Origin of the sequence: Flavobacterium ajazii, assembly GCF_010614725.1 — a bacterium.
GTDB classification, from domain to species: domain Bacteria; phylum Bacteroidota; class Bacteroidia; order Flavobacteriales; family Flavobacteriaceae; genus Flavobacterium; species Flavobacterium ajazii.
On sequence record NZ_JAAEHL010000001.1, the window covers coordinates 75,561 to 95,914 of the forward strand.

A 20,354-nucleotide genomic window follows, 5' to 3' on the forward strand; every position below is an offset into this window, starting at 1 on the left:
ACAAAATCAATTTGATTTTATAATGAAAGTAGCTTTTGTCTGGATTTTTGCTGAATATCTTCAAAAAAAAGAGTGAATTCCTGTTCAAATTCCTTATAAAATTCCTTTAAATCTTCACTTGCAAACTGCATTTTAGATATATTTTTTGATCTTCTGTCCATTTGAGTCAAAATTTGATGGATTCCTTCAACTGTCTGATAACTCAAAAGCCAGTTTCTTTCAATCATATAAGGCATTAAATCTTGTGTTTTTTCACTTAGAATAGAATAATTTTCATGTAATGACCTATAGAATCTATTGATGAAAATTTCCAGTTTTTCATCAGAATATTGTATCCAGTTTTTTGCTAAAAAATGATCGTAAATAATGTCTACAATAACACCAGCGTAATGATGGTATTTTTCGTGTAACCGTTTCGTACTCTGTCTGAAGATGTCATGAGAGTCGGTGTAAGTGTCTATAAAACGATGTAATAGGATTCCTTTTTGTACATCGGCAGGAAAGTGTTCAAATTGTTTTCCGCGGATTCCATCGGCCATAAAATTGCCAATTTTAATTAAATCATTTTCACCAGAAAGATATATATGGGCAAGGAAATTCATTGTTTTGTGGTATTATAATTTTAAAGGCTTTAAAATACTAAGAGCATTATTGTAAATGTATAAAAAACTTTTTAAATCATTTTTGTTTAAAAAAACAGTAGTAGTTTATCATACTATTTAACGATTATTTTAAAATCTTAGTGCCTCAGCATCTCAGTAACTCAGCAACTTTTTTATATTTGTAATAAATAACCATAACTCACACAAATGACTTTAATAAAATCGATTTCAGGTATACGAGGAACAATCGGTGGAAAAGTAGGAGATAACCTGACTCCAGTTGATGCTGTAAAATTTGCATCGGCTTACGGAACTTTCCTTAAAAATAATATCCAGAAAGAAAAACTAACGGTTGTGATTGGTCGTGACGCCAGAATTTCAGGCCCAATGATTCATAATCTGGTTGTAAATACGCTGGTAGGTTTAGGAATTGATGTAATTGATCTTGGACTTTCAACGACACCAACTGTAGAAGTTGCTGTGCCTTTAGAAAAAGCTGATGGAGGAATAATTCTGACTGCTTCTCATAATCCAAAACAATGGAATGCCTTAAAATTATTAAACGATAAAGGAGAATTTTTAAGTGGTGCTGATGGGACAAAAATTCTTGAAATTGCAGAAGCTGAAGCTTTCGATTTTTCTGATGTTGATAGTTTAGGCGAGGTTATTTTGAATGATGCTTACATGGACATTCATATTGATGAAGTATTGAATTTGCCATTAGTAGATATTGAAGCAGTAAAAGAAGCCAAATTTAAAGTAGTAGTTGACGGGGTAAATTCGTCTGGCGGAATCATTATTCCAAAACTATTAGAACAAATGGGAGTTGAAGTGGTAAAATTGTACTGCGAACCCAATGGACATTTTCCCCATAATCCAGAACCATTGAAAGAACATTTAACTGATATTTCGGAGTTAGTTGTAAAAGAAAAGGCTCATTTAGGAATTGTAGTAGATCCGGATGTGGATCGTTTGGCTTTCATAAGTGAAGATGGCGAAATGTTCGGTGAAGAGTATACTTTGGTAGCCTGTGCAGATTATGTTTTGAGTAAAACTCCTGGAAACACAGTTTCTAATATGTCATCTTCCCGTGCTTTAAGAGATGTTACCAAAGCTCATGGCGGAAGCTACGAAGCAAGCGCAGTAGGAGAAGTGAATGTTGTTGAACTGATGAAAAAAAATAATGCTATTATTGGTGGAGAAGGTAACGGTGGGATTATTTATCCGGAATTGCATTACGGAAGAGACAGTTTAGTTGGGGTTGCTTTGTTTTTAACACATTTGGCAAATAAAAAAATATCGGCTTCTGCATTGCGTGCTTCATATCCGGAATATTATATGAGCAAAAATAAAATTGAATTGACACCGCAAATTGATGTTGATGCTATTTTAGAAGCAATGACAGATAAGTATAAAAATGAAGATATTTCAACAATTGATGGTGTGAAAATCGATTTTGCAACAGAATGGGTACATCTAAGAAAATCAAATACAGAACCAATCATTCGTATTTATACAGAAGCTCCTTCTCAGGAAAAAGCTGATATTTTGGCACTTCGAATAATTGATGAAATAAAAGCTATTGCAGGTATTTAAGCTTTATAATTCTATTGAAATAAAAAAAGTTTGATGATATTTTTTCATCAAACTTTTTTTATTTTTAAATTGATTTTTTAATATTTTTTAACTTTGGTCAGAGCAGTTTTGTAGTTTTCGTTTACCTTTTCCCAATTGATCAATTTATAAAAAGCATCAATGTAGCTTCCTTTTCTGTTTTGATAATCCAGATAGTAGGCGTGTTCCCATAAATCTATTCCTAAAATTGGAGTTCCTGGAATCAAAGCATTTCTCATTAAGGGATTATCTTGATTTTCGGTAGTTGTAATCTGTAATTTTCCGGCCTTATCAACAACCAGCCAAACCCATCCTGAACCGAATTGCTTAGTTGCTTCATTTTTAAATTGAGTTGTAAGATTGTTAAAAGATCCAAATTCTTTATTGATTGAGCCTGCCAAAGTATCTTTTGGAGTTTGCTCTTTTGGAGTTAGAATATTAAAATAAAGAGTATGATTGTAATAACCTCCTGCATTTTGACGAAGTTTCGCATTATTCATATCCATTTTTTTTAGAATATCTTCAATGGAAGCATTTTCAAATTCGGTTGAAGCAATTTCTTTATTTAAATTATTGGTATATGTTAAATAATGCTTAGAATAATGAGTTTCTAAAGTCAATGACCTTATTCCGGGTGCTAAAGCGTCATATCCAAAAGGAAGTTTGGTTAGAGCAAATGAACCTTCATCAGCTTTTACATCAGAAGGAGTGCCAATTGTAATTTTTTCTTCCTTTGTAGGTAAAGGAACTTCAACAACTTCAGTTAGCTTGTTGTCATTACAGGAAAATAACATCAGTAATGAAGCTGTGAAAGTAAAACAAATGATGTTTTTCTTCATAATTTAATTATTATGATGTTAATGAATTGATTATTTCAATGTAATTTTCTTTTGCTTCTTCAATAGATATATGACTGATTTGCATCCATGCATTTGTTTTGAATGCATCGCGCAAACCAAAATTTTCAGATTGATTGTATACAGCAGTTCCAAATGTAGCTTGCTTATAATACGCATAAAGTCTTAACTGCACATCTTGCGGCAGTGAGGCTTGTGTCATTTTCATAGCAGTTTCTACAGCCTCTGAAAAACGAATATCTAAATCTTTTTTACTCATTAAGCTTTTGTAGCGATGATAGTTTTACCTCCAATTGCTTTTTGACCTAAAACCACATCGATTGGAGTACCTAAAGGTAGAAATAAATCTACTCTCGAACCAAATTTAATAAAGCCTGCATCAGTTCCCTGAACAACCTGCATTCCTTCCTGAGCATAATTTACAATTCGGCGTGCCAATGCACCTGCAATTTGTCTGTAAAGTATTTGTCCGAAAGTTTCGTTTTCAATTACTACAGTAGTCCTTTCGTTTTCTTCGCTTGCTTTTGGATGCCATGCCACTAAAAATTTCCCAGGATGATATTTACTGAATTTTATAATTCCATCCATTGCATAACGCGTTACGTGTACATTTATAGGTGACATAAAAATAGAAACCTGTAGACGTTTGTCTTTGAAAAATTCACTTTCATAAACTTCTTCAATAACTACAACTTTTCCGTCAACAGGAGCAAGGATTTGGTTGTTATTCCTGATTGCAATTCTTTTAGGGTTTCTAAAAAATTGTAAAATGATAATCAATATCAGTAAACCAGCTGACTGAATAACTATTCTAAGCCAATTGATATCAATAAATTTTTCAGCAATTAAAAGTACTGCAACAGCAAATACGGTACCTAATAAAATGGATGGGCCTCCTTCTTTATGAAACATAATATAAAATTTGATAAAATAAAAATATAACAGGTGCTACAAATATAACACTATCTAATCGATCTAAAATACCTCCGTGTCCAGGCATTATTGCTCCGCTGTCTTTTACGCCCGCAATTCTTTTAAATTTAGACTCAATCAGATCGCCGATGGTTCCAAAAATACTGGCAATTAAAGCAATAATTGTCCAGATTAAAATAGATCTGCTGCTAAAATCAGGGTTGGGCTGAATGTATAATTTTGAAATCAAAAAGCCTGCAAAAGCTGCAAAAATAACTCCGCCAAGAAAACCTTCAATGGTTTTTTTTGGTGAAATGCGTTCAAATAATTTATGCTTTCCAATGGATTTTCCAACCAAATAAGCAAATGTGTCATTGGTCCAGATTAAAACAAATAATCCGATAATGATTTTCGGATTATAGTCATTAGCTCCAAAAGAAATTTTAATAATGAATATAAAAGGCAGGGTAATGTAGCCTAGCAAATACAAGTATTTTGATGAAATACTTACTTTTTGAACACTATCATAAAATAAAAATAAAATACATTTAATAGATATGACGATATTAACAGCAAGCAGTATTAAATCCAGTTGCTGTATGTTTATGTTGAGATTTATTTCTGTATTAAAAGAATCTTCTAAAAATCTACTTGTTTCTTTATTATAATGGCTTACCAATATAATACCCGAATACAATATAGTTCCAAAAAGAATAGAGAATACTTTGTTTAAGCTGACCAAACTACAAAATTCATAAATGGTAATAATTAAAAAAATACCAAAAAGAATAATAAAGCTTTCAGTAGAAAACAGAATAGAAGTTAGTAATAAAGCAATGTAAACAGCGCCAGAAATGGCCCTCTTAAGTGTTTCATTCATCTTAAAGGTCTTCTAAGAGCAATAAGTATAAATTTTTTGCAACACTTCCGTATTGCGTAAAATCTTCCTCTTTAGCTTTTTCGAAATATTTGATCGTAGTAATATTTGTAGGATAGTCTCTCTCGTATTTTCTTTTAATAGCACTTAACCCATCACTTTTCATCGGGAGAATTTGGCTTGTTGTTGCAATAATTACAATATTAGCGGGTAGTTCGTTTGGTTTGTTTTGTTTTATTTGTTTAGATGAAAATAAAATGGAGCCTTCATCGGCAATCAAATTTTCGCAACTGGCCAACAAAAACTTTGGCTGTGCAGGAGAATGGTAAAATAATTTGTTTTCTTCTAGCAAAGGGAAAAGTGCCGGTTCATAACATAAAACTTCATTTTCAAACCAGTCGTTTTCTTCCAGAATATTTTCAAATTGTTCTTCAACTTCTTGTCTGTTTTCACAATACAAGAATTTACCTCCATTTTTTTTGAAATTAAAAATGAATTGTTCATCTATGGATAAATGACTGTTAGAAGCAGGCTTGTTTGCGTACTCGCTTTCATTTTCTTCATCAGATGAAGCGTTGGCAGAACCAAATATTTTTTTGAAAAAGCTCATTATATATGAAATACTTTACATGTTAATTGAAAACGTTCAAAGATAAAAAAATCTTAATTCAAAAGCCTCTTTTGAATTAAGATTTTAAAAAATATTAAATATTTTGCTGAAGATTTATGAAACTACTTCTCCAAGATTTTTATCAAAAGTACGTTTTCCAAAGATGTTTTCTAAGTCGTCTTTAAAAATAACCTCTTTTTCAATTAATATATCGGCAAGCTGGTTCAGTTTGTCTTTGTTTTCTTCTAAAATTTGAATTGCTCTTTGGTATTGACCCTCAATTAATTCTGAAATTTCGGCATCAATAATTTTTGCGGTTTCATCAGAATATGGTTTAGAGAAGCTGTACTCGCTTTGTCCGCTCGAATCATAATAAGTAACGTTTCCGATTTTATCATTCAAACCATAAATCGTTACCATAGCACGAGCCTGACGAGTTACTTTTTCTAAATCGCTCAATGCTCCAGTTGAAATTCTGTCAAAAGTCACTTTTTCAGCAGCTCTTCCGCCCATAGTAGCACACATTTCATCCAGCATTTGGTCTGTTCTTACAATTTGTCTTTCTTCAGGTAAATACCATGCGGCTCCTAAACTTTGCCCACGAGGAACAATGGTCACTTTAATAAGCGGAGCAGCATGTTCCAACATCCAGCTTACAGTTGCATGCCCTGCTTCGTGAATTGCGATTGCTCTTTTTTCGTCCGGTGTAATAATTTTATTTTTCTTTTCAAGGCCACCAATAATTCTGTCAACAGCATCTAGAAAATCTTGTCTGTCTACAGCGGCTTTGTTATTACGAGCGGCAATTAAAGCTGCTTCGTTACAAACATTAGCGATATCGGCACCTGAGAATCCCGGAGTTTGTTTAGCTAAGAAATCTAAATCAAGACCTTCAACTTTTTTAATAGGAGCAAGGTGCACAGCGAAAATTTCTGCTCTTTCACGAATGTCTGGCAAGTCAACAAAAATTTGTCTGTCAAAACGGCCTGCTCGCATCAGTGCTTTATCAAGAACATCTGCTCTGTTAGTTGCGGCTAAAACAATCACATTTGAGTTTGTGCCAAAACCATCCATTTCTGTTAGTAATTGATTCAGAGTATTTTCTCTTTCGTCATTTCCACCAGACATATTGCTTTTTCCTCTCGCTCTACCAACAGCATCAATTTCATCAATGAAAATAATAGCAGGTGATTTTTCTTTTGCCTGTTTGAATAAGTCACGTACACGGGATGCACCAACTCCAACAAACATTTCTACGAAATCAGATCCTGATAAAGAGAAGAAAGGTACCTGTGCTTCTCCTGCTACTGCTTTTGCTAATAAAGTTTTCCCAGTTCCCGGAGGACCTACAAGTAATGCTCCTTTAGGAATTTTACCTCCAAGATTGGTGTATTTTTCAGGGTTTTTAAGAAATTCAACAATTTCCTGAATTTCTTCTTTTGCGCCTTCTAATCCAGCAACATCTTTGAAAGTTGTTTTAATATCTGTTTTTTCATCAAAAAGTTTAGCTTTTGATTTTCCAATATTGAAAATCTGTCCACCTCCACCAGCGCCTCCGCCAGACATTTTTCGCATAATGAAAATCCACACTCCTATGATAATAATGATAGGAAGAAGGCTTACAAAAATATCACTCCAGTTGCTAGCTTCCTTAAAATCATAATCAACTAATTTTTTTTCTGCTTTAGCTTTGTCTAATTTTTCCTGAAAAGACTTAAGATCACCAAATTTAGTAGTGTAATGAGGACCTTTATTAAGTCTGTCAAACATATCTTTGGCAACTTTTTTGTTTGCAGGATCTTTCAAAGCAGCTTCTGTCAGGTAGATTTCAGCGTCTTTATTATTGAAAATGATAACATTTTTAATTTGCCCTTTCGCCAACATATTGTCTATGTCAGATGATTTAAGCTGTGCAGGTTCGCTTAGGTTTGAACCTCCTGTTGCAAAACTTATAAATAAAAAAACCAAAAGTATTGCGGTGTATATTAACCAGGGACTTAATTTAAATTTACTCGGATTTGGATTATTATCTTTAGCCATTAGTAGAAAAGGTTTCTTTTTTAATATTTGTTTTCGATTGTAGTTATTTTGGCGTCACCCCAAAGGCTTTCGATGTTGTAGTATTCACGAATGTGTTTTTGGAAAACATGTACGACGATGTGTACATAATCCATAAGAACCCATTCTGCATTATCGGTTCCTTCAACGTGCCAAGGTTTATCTTTTAAGTCTTTGGATACAGTTTTTTGTATTGAGTTTACGATGGCATTAACCTGGGTGTTTGAACTTCCGTTGCATATCACAAAATAGTCACAAACTGCAGTGTCTATTTCTCTTAAGTCAAGAATATCGATATCATTTCCTTTTACTTCTTCAATCCCTTTAATTATGTTCGCTAATAGAACATCATTATTAATAGTCTTTTTCGCCATGAATTATTTTTATATGAATTTGTAAAGTTACCAAATTTTGTCATTATTTTTGAACCTTAACAAAATATTAAATTAAGTTATTTAAATTACTAAATGAAGTTAATCAAACTCGATGCCATAGATTCAACAAACGATTTTCTTAAAGCATTAGCTGCTCAGGACGAACTAAATAATTTTACGGTGGTAACTGCTGAAAACCAGACAAAAGGAAAAGGTCAGATGGGGGCTAAATGGGTGTCTGAATCAGGTAAAAACTTAATTATGAGTGTTTTGATTAAGGATTTTTTACAGGATAATGAACAAGTATTTAGTATGAATATTGTTGTTTCATTAGCTGTAATTGAAACATTAATGGGTTTAGATATTCCAAATTTAAGTATAAAATGGCCAAACGACATTATGTCATATAATAAAAAAATTGGTGGCATACTTATAGAAAATACCATAAAAAGTGATGGCAGAATCGTGTCAGTAGTAGGATTAGGGTTAAATGTTAATCAGACAAATTTTGAACATTTACCCAATGCCTCATCTTTGGCTGTAATCACTGGGAATTCATTTGATAAGAATCTTCTTCCTGAATTATTTGTTGAAAAAATTCAACAAATAATAGAATTCTGGGAAACAAAATCAACTGATTTTTGGAATAAATATTTTAATAGTTTATTCAAAAAAGGTATTCCTGTTCCTTTCAAAAATACCAAAAACCAAAACTTCATGGGAATCATTCAGGGTGTGTCTTCTATTGGTAAGTTACAGGTTTTACTCGAGGATGATTCGGTTTCGGAATTTGATATTAAGGAGGTCCAAATGCTTTATTAGAAAATATATTGAGAAGTTTAAAAGAGTTTCTGAATTAAAACTTGTATTTTAGACCGCTTTCTAAAAAAAAGTCCGATCTTTTAAATCGGACTTTATATGTTTACAATAAACTAGCTGTAATTATAATTTATTCATATTATTAGCTAAAGTCTCAATAAACTTGCTTATAGGACCTTTAACCATCATTGCCATCATAGCATTGAATTCTCCTTCAAAAAATAACTGAACAGCACTTTCTGAATCAGTAACACTATCAATATTTGAAACTAAAGTAAAAGGAAGTTTGTCACTTGCAGCACCCAAAACAATTTTGTTAGGAGCTACTTTGTCTTTCATTTTAAGTTTTATTTCAGGCATTCCCTTTAGTCCAAAAATAAAAGCATCTTCGCCAGTTACTTCAAATTTAGCAATATTATCCGGCATTAATTTTTCAAAATTCTTTACATCAGACAGTAAATCAAATAATTCCTGAGCTGATTTCTGAACAGTAACTTTTGGACTTTCTAAGTTCATATATTTTATCGTTTTTTATTGTTTTTTCAGGTAAAGTGACTAAAGGCTAATTAAATTCTAAGACTTTAAAATCTTAATTATTCCTGCCTCCAGGTCGACGGGCTAAGACTCCAATCCTGTAAAGCCGTTTGCTGGTCTTCACTGATATATTGTTTTTGGACAGCTAAATTAAGTAAGTTCTCGTAGTTGCTTAAAGTAAATAAATCAATATTTGCATTTTTGAAGTTTTCTTCAGCAACACCAAAGCCATAAGTAAAAATGGCTGCCATACCTTTGATATTAGCTCCTTCATTACGTAAAGCCTCTACAGCCATCAAACTACTGTTTCCTGTGCTGATTAAATCTTCCACAACAACAACATTCTGACCTTTTTGTAAAAAGCCTTCAACCTGATTTTGTCTTCCGTGTTTTTTTGGTTCCGGGCGTACGTATACGAATGGTAATCCAAGGCTTTCGGCAACAAGAATTCCAATCCCGATTGCTCCGGTTGCAACTCCGGCTATGACATCTGGCTTACCAAATTGTTTCTCTATATTCTTAGCAAATTCATCACGAACATAATTTCGAATAATTGGAAATGAAAGAATTAACCTATTATCACAATAAATAGGTGATTTCCACCCTGAAGCCCAGGTAAAAGGACTTTCAGGATTCAATTTAATTGCATTTATTTGCAAAAGCAATTCTGCTGTTTTTTCGGCGGTATCTTTATTAAAAATCATAGTACAAATGTATAAAGTTTTTGTGAACGACAAACCACTTTTTTTGACAAATGAAATCTCAAGAGAGACTAATTTTCAATTGTTTTTGTTGGAGAGTATTGATATAGAGCAAATTATTGTTAAAATATTTCAGAATAAAATTCAGAAGGCTTATTTATATCATCCTGACGAAAAGGAAATCATGAAGACTCTGAAAGCCAAGATTCCTGTGAATAAAGCGGGCGGAGGTTTTGTGTATAATAAAAAAGGTGAAGTTTTATTTATTTTCAGAAACGGAAAGTGGGATCTGCCAAAAGGCGGAATCGAAAAAGGCGAGGAGATTGAAGCTACCGCTATGCGTGAGGTCGAAGAAGAAACCGGTGTAAACGGCCTTCGAATTACCAATAAACTTCAAAAAACATATCACGTCTTTAAACGCAACGGAAAATATAAACTCAAGATCACCCATTGGTTCGAAATGCACACTGATTTTGAAGGAACTCCGCAAGGACAACTCGAAGAAGGCATCGAAAAAGTAGCCTGGCTAAATCCGGAACAGATTACAGAGGCACTTAAAAACTCCTACGAAAACATTAAATTATTATTTGAAGAGGAGGAAAAACCAATATTTAAAATTCCAAGCTCCAATTAATTGACAGATTTTAAGGTTTTTAAATTGGAATTTAGATCTTAAAAGAAATTTAATTATTAGGGCGTGACAGCATCCCGATAAGAGGGTGTAATCACTGTGCGTATATTCTCCCTCTTATCGGGATGCTTGTCGGGCTATTCGCGCTACTTCGGTAGCCAGCTTCTATCCCTCATTTTCAGAAGGTCTTTTTTATTATTAATTATTCTAGGTTTAAGAATTACCATTTAAGTTTGTCAAAAGATTATTTTCGTTAAAAACGGCTGTAATGACTTTTCGATTTTTTTCTGCGTTAACTTCGTTTCCATTCGAAGTTAGTTCGTAACCTTTTTGAGTAAGATAATTTGTAAAAGCATTTTTGTGATTCTGAATTTCAAATGTTGAAATCAGTTCTGGGAAAACTGTTAAAATTCTGGAGAATTCCTCACTTTCAACTTTATCAATTACATCAGATTTAATCGTAACCACCATTGTTCCCTGACCGTAATTTCCAAGATAATAACCGCTTCCGTTAAACATTTCTGTTGCAATCATTCCAATTAAATGCAAATCATTTTGTACAGCGTCAAATTTTCCAATGCTTAATAAATCAATATTATTTTCTTCTCCGTATTGTTTCAATAAAAGTGCTTGTTTCATAACTGATTCAGCATAACCGCCGGCTTTATTTTCCCAAAGCCAAAGCCAGGTTTCAGAAGAATGTGAAAAAGAACCCAAAACCTGTATCGGAAAAGTTATACTGTCTCCAAAAGTTATTTCTTCTTTATCCATATCTACATTCCAGGAAAGACCGCCAGTTATTTCAAAAAAATTTCTTTGTTTTTCTAAAGCCAAAGCGCCATGTTTCTCTAAAAAATCATTTTCTGAACTAAAATGTTTAGCAATATTTAACTGATTAGTAGTTGATTCTGTGTTTTCTTCTTTCTTTTTAAAAAAAATATTGAATAGTCCCATTTCTTTATGATTTTTTAGAGTTGTAAAATTAATGTTTTAAATGTAGGATTTTTAAAATAAGTAAGAAAAAAAAATTAAATTAAAGCCAATCAATATAGTTTGTGGTTTTTATACAATTTTCTGTTTTTAACTATTTCATGTCTTAAAAATCGTATTTTTGTTTCACAAGTTATACTTTTGAATTATGAGCACATTTGCAAAACCAAGCCATATAGGGCGAAAAATTAGCCGAATTCGTGAACTTAGAGACATGAAGCAAGAAGCTTTGGCTCAGGCTTTAGGAACAAACCAACAAGCTATATCTGCTTTGGAAAACAGTGAAACGATAGATGATGAAAAGCTTAATGCTGTCGCAAAAGCTTTGGGAGTAAGTGTTGAAGCTATAAGGAATTTTTCAGATGAAGCGGCGATTAATTATTTTAATAGTTTTACAGATAATAGTGCTGGTACGTTTAATAATCATTGTACATTCAATCCATTAGATAAATTAATTGAAACTTACGAGGAGAATAAAAAGCTTTACGAGCGTTTGGTTCAGGCTGAAAAAGAGAAAGTTGAGTTTTTAGAGAAAATATTGAAGGATAAATAATTATTTATTCAACTTTATAATTTAAAAGCCTGATAAATTCATATTTATCAGGCTTTTATGGTTCTGTTTGGTTTTGTGTTTTTTACTGATATGAGTATCTAACTCTTGATTATCTGTAACATTAATTGAGTTGTTTTAAAGATTGTATTGTGGACTGGTAATCTTTGAAGGCCTTGCCAAACTCTTCAGTAAATTCATAATTACTGAATTCGTATTCTTCATTTAATCCAGTATTTGTTCTAAGTTTAATTTCTCCGTATTTGACAACAGGAATTTGATAATTACCTTTAAATCTTTTATCAGGAGTACCATTTTTATTCACTTTAGCCCAGGTTCGGTCAATTATTTTAGAATCTTTTGGAATAGTTCCAGTTTCAGTGAACCTGACATAACTTTGATCAAAAGTTATTTCATCTATTCCGATTAAAGCAAAATTTGAGTTGTTTGAATACATAACTATAAAACTTGGATAAAAATACAGATCCGCACCATTTGCATTCTGAAAATACAAAGCATTAAAATCTGATTTTATATCAGGAAGCGATTTGATAGAAAATCTTACCTCTCTTTTTTTAACTATTGTACTTGCTGATGATCTGGCTGCAACTCTATCCTGAAAATAAGCACTTGTAACATCCCAAATTTTTTGTGAGCCCATTAATTTGGTAAATACTTGTAAAAGAATTTCGTATTTTTCTCTTATTTCCGAATCAAAATCAATATCAAGTTTTACAAAACAATTTTGAAGATGCTTTTCAGTTTGTATAATTGCTTTTTTTTGTTCTTCAATATCTATTTTTAAATTTTCAGGTATAGTTTTTTTTACAAAACCATATATTAGAAAATAACTTAGACTTAGTTTTAATCTTGTGGAATTTAAAATTGTTTGTAATTTTAAAAGATCTTTTTTCAAATCCTTTCTTTGTTCGTAAGCCAAAATTATTGCTTCTTTGATTCCCTGCATATTTTGACTTGTGATTTCATGAATGTCAGAACTAAAAATGTTATCTGAGAGTTCTAATGTTTCATTGTAAATTTCAGGATTAGAATTAGAATTTGAAGAATACAATCTCTGTCTGTTGTTGATTCCTAATGCAGGAATACTGGTGTTTAAATAACTTCCGGAATTTCCAAAGGTCATGTTTGCCCCTCTAATACCTATTGAGGTTGAAATACCGCTTTTACTAACATTAAGATGAACTCCCGGAATAATTTTGATGCGTTTACGAAAACTCCAAGCCATAATTTTTTTATTTTTGAATTAATGAATATTCAAAAATAAAGACATATAAAATTTAAAAATTACGGAAATCCATAATAGCTTGAATTTCATAAAATCTATCAATTTTACTAAAACTTAACGTATGAAAAATCATTAGCCGAAGCGGATTTTTTATTAGCACTTCAACCTGCAAATCTGAAACAAAAAAAACTGAAATAAATTTTCCCTACTTTTGCAAAATGAATAAAAAACACCATTCCAATAACATACTTTCGAATTTAGGGATTCAGAACCTGAACGAAATGCAGGAAATGGCACAGGATGCTATTTTAAACGAAAATAATGTTTTATTACTTTCTCCAACGGGTTCAGGAAAGACATTGGCTTTTTTGCTTCCTATTTTAGAACTATTGCAGCCTGAAATTTTATCGATACAGTGTCTGATTTTGGTGCCGTCCCGTGAACTTGGATTACAAATTGAACAGGTTTGGAAAAAAATGGGAACGCAATACAAAGTAAACATCTGTTATGGAGGGCATTCAATCGATACTGAAATTAAAAATTTAAGCAATCCGCCCGCGATTTTAATTGGAACTCCCGGAAGAATTGCAGATCATATTGATAGAGAAACTTTCAGGACAGATAAGATTCAAACGCTGATTTTAGATGAGTTTGATAAATCCCTGCAATTAGGTTTTCATGAGCAAATGTCTTTTATAATTGGAAGACTGCTAAAAGTGAATAAAAGAGTTTTGGTTTCGGCAACTTCAGATATTGAAATCCCAAAATATACACGGGTGGTCAATCCAACAGTTTTAGATTTTATTCCGGAAGAAGAAGAGAATGTAAACCTATCAATGAAAATGGTGATTTCACCTGCTAAAGATAAACTACAGAGTTTATTCAATTTGATTTGTTCGTTAAAATCCCAGTCAGCAATTATATTTTGTAACCACAGAGATGCTGCTGAACGAATCAGTGATACTTTAAATGAAAAAGGAATTTATTCTGTTTATTATCACGGAGGAATGGACCAGGAAGAACGTGAGCGTGCTTTAACTCAGTTCAGAAACGGAAGCATGAGTTATTTAATTACGACTGATTTAGCAGCGCGTGGTCTGGATATTCCGGAGATGAAACACGTAATTCATTATCATTTACCTCTAAAAGAAGACGAGTTCACTCATCGAAACGGTCGTACAGCTCGTATGCAGGCTTCTGGAACCGCTTATATAATTGTTCATGAAAGCGAAAAGCAACTTGATTATGTAAATTATGAAATGGAAGTTCTGAATGTTGAAAACGCAACAATTTTACCCAAACCGCCACAGTTTCAAACGATTTACATCAGTGGAGGAAAGAAAACAAAACTGAACAAGTTTGATATAGTTGGCTTTTTTTCGCAAAAAGGCAAACTTGAAAAAGATGATTTAGGTCTGGTTGAAGTAAAGGACTTCGTTTCATTTGCTGCCGTGAGATATAATAAAGTAAAAGATTTGCTTAAGAATATAAAGGATGAGAAGATGAAAGGAAGAAAATTTAAAATTGAAATTGCACGAAAGGTGGTAAAAAAGGAAGATTGTAAATAATATTCTTATATTTTTTTAGCTCATGAGAAAAAAAATACCAGATGTTTAAATTGATTTATAATTGTATTTTATTGATTTTTAACATAATACGTTTTGTTTGTTGTTGAGCAATCTTATTTTATATAAAATTCACAATTTTATGTTGTCGGAAGCGTAATTTTAGAAGTAATTTTTCATAATTTCGGCGTTCATTAATAGTAGTAAAAATTAACCCCAAATTAAGTATGAAAAAAATTATTACCCTTGCCATTTTGTTCTTTAGTTTTGTTTCAGTTGCTCAGATTAAAGTTATTGAAACTGTACCGGTTGAAAAACTAGGAAAAGTAAACAACAACTATATTCAGAAAATTGGAGATGAATATACTGTTTATTATACAAGTATTGTGAGTGATGATGATGATACTTCAAGTTTGAGAAAATTCTCTTTCAAAAATGTTAATAATGATTATGCTGGTCTTTACAGTATTATTATGAATGGCTTTAGTGCTTCTCCTTTGTATGATATAAAACTAGAATTACCTAACAATTACATCTGGTTGCATTACACAGGAAATACACTTCCAGACAAAGCGACAGTTCAGTTTATGGTTTCAAGTAAAGATCCTTCTTCTGGAGCGAGCAGTGTTTCTGAGCCTTTTGTAAAAGATCAGATTAATAAATTATTCCAAAAATAATTTGCTAAAAAAAATAATTGAAAGGCTATTCAGAATTTGAATAGCCTTTTTTAGTTTATGAATTGCAGTAAATATTACTTTCTAAAATTCTTATGATTATGTTTTCGTTTGTAATGTGTCTGTTTCAGGTGTTTTTTGTCTTCAGAAATTACACTAATTGTTCCGTCAATTTCAAGCATGCAAAGTTTTACATCTGAAAAATGTTCTAAACCATGTTCTCGCATTGCTTCTTTTAATTCGTCGTTGGAAATGTCCAGTCTGCTTAAAGCTTTAAATTCTAGTTTTCCATTATGAATTAAAACTTCAGGTTTGTCTAAAAGCAAATCATTTAGAATCTTGTATTTATTTGTTAGTTTTTTGATTGTAAAATTAATTACAAATAATACCAAAGCAGCAACTAAACCTCCCCAAAGACTTGTGTCGGGACCTACCATCGCATTTTGGACCGAATTACTAATCAGTAAAATCAGGATAATGTCAGCGGTATTTAATTGGGATAGTTCTTTTTTGCCGAATATTCGCAAAGCAATTGTCATAAAAAAATAGACGGCAGTACTTCTTAAAATAATGTCTAAATAAGGAAAAAGCATGGTTTTTTATTTTAAAGTTAAAAAAAAGCTTCATCAAAAATATATTTCGATGAAGCTTTTTAATTTAAATAAGTGATTTTAAAAACTCTATAACTTAAAATTCTTTTCAATTGCTTTGATCATTTCTCCGGCAACATCTTTGTTTGTAGCGCCTTCAATTCCTTCAAGACCAGGGGAAGAATTTACTTCAAGCAATAAAGGCCCTTTTGAAGAACGAATGATGTCAACACCAGCTACTTTTAAATCCATTGCTTTTGCAGCTTTAATGGCAATCTTTTTTTCTTCAGAAGTAATTTTGATTACCGATGCGGTTCCGCCAAGATGAATATTAGCCCTAAATTCGCCAGGCATTGCCTCCCGCTGAATGGCAGCAACCACCTTACCATCAATTACAAAACATCGAATGTCTTTTCCATTAGCTTCTTTGATGAATTCCTGAACTAAAATGTTTGCATTTAGACTTTTAAAAGCGTTGATTACACTTTCTGCGGCTTTTTTGGTTTCTGCTAAAACAACTCCTTTCCCTTGTGTTCCTTCTAATAACTTTACAATTAAAGGTGAGCCACCAACCATTTTAATTAAATTATCTGTATCCAAAGGGGAGTTAGCAAAACCGGTCGTTGGAATATCGATACCACTATTTAAAAGCAATTGTAACGAATATAATTTATCTCGAGATTGTGTTATGGCTGTAGCCGAATTTAAACAGAAAACTTTCAAAGCTTCAAACTGGCGTGTTAAGGCGCAACCGTAAAAAGTAATGCTTGGACGAATTCTCGGAATGATAGCATCAAACTGATTTAAGATTTTGCCACCACGGTAATGAATCTCAGGAGTTTTGGCATCCAGTTTCATGTAGCACTCCTTAATGTTTAGAAAGTGCATTTCGTGACCCCGCATTTCGCCAGCTTCCATGATTCTTTTGTTACTGTATAATTCGGGATTGCTGGCTAAAAGGCCAATACGCAAACCGGAGCTTGCTTTTTCGGAGTTTTGATATAATTCTTTTAAGGATTCTGTAGTTGGCTGACCTAATAAATATTTTTGTTCAGGATCGACTAATACACGTCCACTCATGGCTTCTCTTCCTAGAAGCATTCGAAATCCCATAGAATCCCGATTGGTTAAAGTCATTTCGATTGGCCATTTTGTATCTCCAATTTTCAGGCTCGTTTGTATTACGTAACGATGTTCTCTAAAGCCGCTTGAGCTTTTTACAATTCTTTTATCCACCAACGGAGCTTCGCAATGAATGATGGTTTTTATATTATTCTGGATTGGATTAATATCAAATTTTACCCAATTGGCATCATTTTTTATAAAAGGAGCTATGTTTATAGCGTGCATTGCCGAAGTCTTTGCGCCGGAATCCACACGAGCCTTGATTGTAGGGATTCCCAGCTCTGGAAATGAGCACCATTCTTCACTGCCTAAAATGACTTTGTTTTGAAGCATACGTTGTTTTTATTATAGAATTTAATATCCAAAAATAGTTATTTGCTTTTACTAAAGATAGTGATTTATCTAAAAAAAATACCCGTTATGTTATGAAAACGTAACGGGTAAGTTATTTGTGTTATAAATTTAAACTAATTTACTGATTTGTCGGTTCTTCGGCTTTATGTATTTCTACAGAAAGTTCCTGAGCATCATCTTTTAAATCCATTAAGATTTCATCACCAGAATGTATTTTTGAAGTTATGATTTCTTCTGCTAACAAATCTTCAACATATTTCTGGATGGCTCTTTTTAGAGGTCTTGCTCCAAATTGTCTGTCAAATCCTTTTTCAGCAATAAATGCTTTTGCTTTATCAGTAAGACTTAGGTTGTAGCCTAATTCTGCAATACGAGAATAAAGTTTTTTAAGTTCAATTTCTATAATTAAATCGATATCAGCTTTTTCTAATGCATTAAATACGATTACATCATCAATTCTGTTTAAGAACTCAGGAGCGAATGTTTTCTTCAATGCATTTTCGATAATGCTTTTTGAATTTTCATCAGCCTGTGCCACTTTTGCAGCAGTTCCGAATCCAACGCCTTGTCCGAAGTCTTTCAGCTGACGTGCACCAACGTTAGATGTCATGATAATGATAGTGTTTTTAAAGTCAATTTTACGACCTAAACTATCAGTCAAATATCCGTCATCTAAAACCTGAAGCATCATGTTGAATACATCTGGATGTGCTTTTTCGATCTCGTCTAAAAGAACCACGCAATATGGTTTTCTTCGAACTTTTTCAGTCAATTGACCACCTTCTTCGTAACCAACATATCCCGGAGGTGCTCCAACTAAACGAGAGATAGCAAATTTTTCCATGTATTCACTCATATCGATACGAACTAAAGCGTCTTCAGAGTCAAACAATTCTTTTGCTAATACTTTAGCTAATTGCGTTTTACCAACACCAGTCTGGCCTAAGAAAATAAATGAACCAATTGGTTTGTTAGGATCTTTAAGTCCGGCTCTGTTACGTTGAATAGAACGTGCAATTTTAAGGACTGCATCATTTTGTCCGATTACTTTGTTCTGAATCAACTCAGGTAATTTAGCCAGTTTGTTGCTTTCTGTTTGTGCAATTCGGTTTACAGGAATTCCTGTCATCATAGAAACAACATCGGCTACGTTATCTTCTGTAACTTCAATTCTATTGTTTTTAGAATCTTCTTCCCATTGTTCTTGTGCTAGAGCAAGGTCTTTTTCGATACGTTTTTCATCATCGCGAAGTTTGGCAGCTTCTTCGTATTTCTGTTTTTTAACTACCATATTTTTGTTCTCACGAACTTCTTCTAACTGGCGTTCTAAATCCAAAATTTGTTTTGGAACGTCAATATTGGTGATATGTACACGAGATCCGGCTTCATCCATGGCATCGATAGCTTTGTCCGGTAAAAAACGCTCAGACATATATCTGTTTGTTAATTTAACACAGGCTTCAATTGCTTCAGGAGTATAGGTTACATTATGATGATCTTCATATTTGTCTTTTACATTGTTCAAAATTGCGATTGTTTCTTCAACAGAAGTTGGTTCAACAATTACTTTTTGAAAACGTCTTTCCAAAGCGCCGTCTTTTTCAATATATTGTCTGTACTCATCAAGAGTAGTGGCGCCAATGCATTGAATTTCTCCTCTAGCTAAAGCAGGTTTGAACATGTTTGAAGCATCAAGAGAACCTGTTGCTCCACCTGCACCTACTATAGTGTGAATTTCATCAATAAAAAGAATAATATCATCGTTTTTCTCAAGCTCGTTCATTACGGCTTTCATTCTTTCCTCAAATTGTCCTCTGTATTTTGTTCCGGCAACTAAGCTGGCTAAGTCAAGAGTTACTACACGTTTGTGAAAAAGAATACGTGATACTTTCTTTTGAATGATACGTAGTGCTAGTCCTTCTGCAATAGCAGATTTACCAACTCCGGGTTCTCCAATAAGAAGAGGGTTGTTCTTTTTTCTACGGCTCAGAATTTGCGAAACACGTTCAATTTCTTTTTCGCGTCCCACTACAGGATCCAGTTTCCCTTCTTCGGCCATTTCTGTTAAATCTCTCCCAAAATTATCTAATACCGGAGTTTTGGATTTTTTGTTTGACTTATTGGCTGGATTGTTAAAACTGCTTTCTTTTAAACTGTCATCTTGTCCTGAATCATCATTGTATGATTCGTTTTTTGGCAAGTTATCTAAGAATTCTTCTTCGTTTGGAGTCATATTTAAATACTGTTCTTTAGCTATATCGTAATCTATTTTTAGCTTATTCAATAGCTTGGTTGTTGGATCGTTTTCGTTTCTTAAGATGCATAAAAGCAGGTGAGCTGTGCTAATTGATGAGCTTTGAAATACTTTTGCTTCAAGAAAGGTTGTCTTCAGGGCTCTTTCGGCCTGTCGGGTAAGATGAAGATTTTTCTTTTCTGCATTTACTTCAACGCTGTGATTGGCTGGACTCAGTATTTCTACTTTCCTGCGTAAATGGTCTAAATCAACTGCCAGGTTATTAAGTATATGAATAGCTTTTCCGTTACCATCTCTTAAAATGCCCAGCATGAGATGTTCAGTACCAATAAAGTCGTGTCCTAAACGAAGGGCCTCTTCTTTACTGTATGTAATAACATCTTTTACTCTTGGTGAAAAATTATCATCCATAATATA

21 protein-coding genes are annotated in these 20,354 nt (G+C 32.9%); 6 read left to right on the forward strand and 15 right to left on the reverse strand.

Translation table 11 applies throughout. The features are described from left to right. Nucleotides 1–17: 17 nt before the first annotated feature. Complete coding sequence (locus tag GWR14_RS00220; RefSeq protein ID WP_163406936.1) at nt 18–602, reverse strand: acyl carrier protein phosphodiesterase; 585 nt, start codon at nt 600–602, stop codon at nt 18–20. Between the two features lie 207 nt (nt 603–809). On the opposite strand from GWR14_RS00220, the gene glmM reads away from it, so the two are divergent. Beyond that, nucleotides 810–2,198: a phosphoglucosamine mutase gene (gene glmM / locus GWR14_RS00225; RefSeq protein ID WP_163406937.1), complete on the forward strand. Its 1,389-nt coding sequence runs from the start codon at nt 810–812 to the stop codon at nt 2,196–2,198. A 77-nt stretch (nt 2,199–2,275) separates the two neighbouring features. On the opposite strand, the gene GWR14_RS00230 is transcribed toward glmM, so the two are convergent. The 7 genes from GWR14_RS00230 to rsfS form a co-directional block, all read right to left on the reverse strand. Further along, nucleotides 2,276–3,055, reverse strand: a complete 780-nt coding sequence (locus GWR14_RS00230; RefSeq protein WP_163406938.1) for a superoxide dismutase — start codon at nt 3,053–3,055, stop codon at nt 2,276–2,278. Between the two features lie 10 nt (nt 3,056–3,065). Beyond that, a complete protein-coding gene (locus tag GWR14_RS00235; RefSeq protein WP_163406939.1) occupies nt 3,066–3,332 on the reverse strand; it encodes an acyl-CoA-binding protein in 267 nt (88 codons plus the stop codon). Continuing rightward, nucleotides 3,332–3,985, reverse strand: coding sequence for a phosphatidylserine decarboxylase family protein (locus GWR14_RS00240; RefSeq protein WP_163406940.1), 654 nt, complete (start codon nt 3,983–3,985; stop codon nt 3,332–3,334). The genes GWR14_RS00235 and GWR14_RS00240 overlap by 1 nt, the downstream gene beginning before the upstream one ends. Then, the gene (locus GWR14_RS00245) at nt 3,975–4,865 is read right to left on the reverse strand and encodes a phosphatidate cytidylyltransferase (RefSeq protein ID WP_163406941.1); all 891 of its coding nucleotides are present in this window, start codon (nt 4,863–4,865) and stop codon (nt 3,975–3,977) included. The genes GWR14_RS00240 and GWR14_RS00245 overlap by 11 nt, the downstream gene beginning before the upstream one ends. A 1-nt stretch (nt 4,866) precedes the next feature. Then, on the reverse strand, nt 4,867–5,472 hold the full coding sequence (locus GWR14_RS00250) for a lactate utilization protein B/C (protein ID WP_163406942.1): 606 nt from the start codon (nt 5,470–5,472) through the stop codon (nt 4,867–4,869). Between the two features lie 114 nt (nt 5,473–5,586). Further along, a complete protein-coding gene (gene ftsH, locus GWR14_RS00255; protein ID WP_163406943.1) occupies nt 5,587–7,512 on the reverse strand; it encodes an ATP-dependent zinc metalloprotease FtsH in 1,926 nt (641 codons plus the stop codon). A 20-nt stretch (nt 7,513–7,532) separates the two neighbouring features. Beyond that, complete coding sequence (rsfS, locus tag GWR14_RS00260; protein WP_007809313.1) at nt 7,533–7,904, reverse strand: ribosome silencing factor; 372 nt, start codon at nt 7,902–7,904, stop codon at nt 7,533–7,535. Nucleotides 7,905–7,997: 93 nt separating this feature from the next. Here rsfS and GWR14_RS00265 point away from each other — a divergent pair, with 93 nt between their 5' ends. Beyond that, entirely contained in the window at nt 7,998–8,726 is a 729-nt protein-coding gene (locus GWR14_RS00265; RefSeq protein ID WP_163406944.1) for a biotin--[acetyl-CoA-carboxylase] ligase, read from the forward strand. 120 nt (nt 8,727–8,846) lie between these two features. Here the strand turns inward: GWR14_RS00265 and GWR14_RS00270 are convergent, their stop codons facing one another. Together GWR14_RS00270 and pyrE are read right to left on the reverse strand one after the other, a co-directional pair. Further along, complete coding sequence (locus GWR14_RS00270; RefSeq protein ID WP_163406945.1) at nt 8,847–9,239, reverse strand: SRPBCC family protein; 393 nt, start codon at nt 9,237–9,239, stop codon at nt 8,847–8,849. A gap of 77 nt (nt 9,240–9,316) precedes the next feature. Next, on the reverse strand, nt 9,317–9,961 hold the full coding sequence (pyrE, locus tag GWR14_RS00275; RefSeq protein ID WP_163406946.1) for an orotate phosphoribosyltransferase: 645 nt from the start codon (nt 9,959–9,961) through the stop codon (nt 9,317–9,319). A gap of 7 nt (nt 9,962–9,968) precedes the next feature. On the opposite strand from pyrE, the gene GWR14_RS00280 reads away from it, so the two are divergent. Further along, a complete protein-coding gene (locus GWR14_RS00280; RefSeq protein WP_163406947.1) occupies nt 9,969–10,592 on the forward strand; it encodes an NUDIX hydrolase in 624 nt (207 codons plus the stop codon). A gap of 210 nt (nt 10,593–10,802) precedes the next feature. Here the strand turns inward: GWR14_RS00280 and GWR14_RS00285 are convergent, their stop codons facing one another. Beyond that, nucleotides 10,803–11,543: a DUF6882 domain-containing protein gene (locus GWR14_RS00285; RefSeq protein WP_163406948.1), complete on the reverse strand. Its 741-nt coding sequence runs from the start codon at nt 11,541–11,543 to the stop codon at nt 10,803–10,805. Between the two features lie 184 nt (nt 11,544–11,727). Between GWR14_RS00285 and GWR14_RS00290 the strand changes: the two genes are divergently transcribed. Beyond that, entirely contained in the window at nt 11,728–12,132 is a 405-nt protein-coding gene (locus GWR14_RS00290; RefSeq protein ID WP_163406949.1) for a helix-turn-helix domain-containing protein, read from the forward strand. A gap of 121 nt (nt 12,133–12,253) precedes the next feature. On the opposite strand, the gene GWR14_RS00295 is transcribed toward GWR14_RS00290, so the two are convergent. Continuing rightward, nucleotides 12,254–13,375, reverse strand: coding sequence for a DUF4236 domain-containing protein (locus tag GWR14_RS00295; RefSeq protein WP_163406950.1), 1,122 nt, complete (start codon nt 13,373–13,375; stop codon nt 12,254–12,256). Nucleotides 13,376–13,593: 218 nt separating this feature from the next. On the opposite strand from GWR14_RS00295, the gene GWR14_RS00300 reads away from it, so the two are divergent. Together GWR14_RS00300 and GWR14_RS00305 are read left to right on the forward strand one after the other, a co-directional pair. Continuing rightward, nucleotides 13,594–14,943 (forward strand): DEAD/DEAH box helicase, encoded by a 1,350-nt coding sequence (locus tag GWR14_RS00300; protein WP_163406951.1) that lies wholly within the window; start codon nt 13,594–13,596, stop codon nt 14,941–14,943. 224 nt (nt 14,944–15,167) lie between these two features. Beyond that, the gene (locus GWR14_RS00305) at nt 15,168–15,617 is read left to right on the forward strand and encodes a hypothetical protein (protein ID WP_163406952.1); all 450 of its coding nucleotides are present in this window, start codon (nt 15,168–15,170) and stop codon (nt 15,615–15,617) included. 74 nt (nt 15,618–15,691) lie between these two features. On the opposite strand, the gene GWR14_RS00310 is transcribed toward GWR14_RS00305, so the two are convergent. From GWR14_RS00310 to GWR14_RS00320, 3 genes are all read right to left on the reverse strand, one after another. Beyond that, the gene (locus GWR14_RS00310) at nt 15,692–16,207 is read right to left on the reverse strand and encodes a DUF421 domain-containing protein (RefSeq protein WP_163406953.1); all 516 of its coding nucleotides are present in this window, start codon (nt 16,205–16,207) and stop codon (nt 15,692–15,694) included. An 87-nt stretch (nt 16,208–16,294) separates the two neighbouring features. Continuing rightward, nucleotides 16,295–17,662 (reverse strand): 30S ribosomal protein S6--L-glutamate ligase, encoded by a 1,368-nt coding sequence (rimK, locus tag GWR14_RS00315; protein WP_163406954.1) that lies wholly within the window; start codon nt 17,660–17,662, stop codon nt 16,295–16,297. Between the two features lie 139 nt (nt 17,663–17,801). After that, entirely contained in the window at nt 17,802–20,348 is a 2,547-nt protein-coding gene (locus GWR14_RS00320) for an ATP-dependent Clp protease ATP-binding subunit (RefSeq protein WP_163406955.1), read from the reverse strand. Nucleotides 20,349–20,354 lie beyond the last annotated feature (6 nt).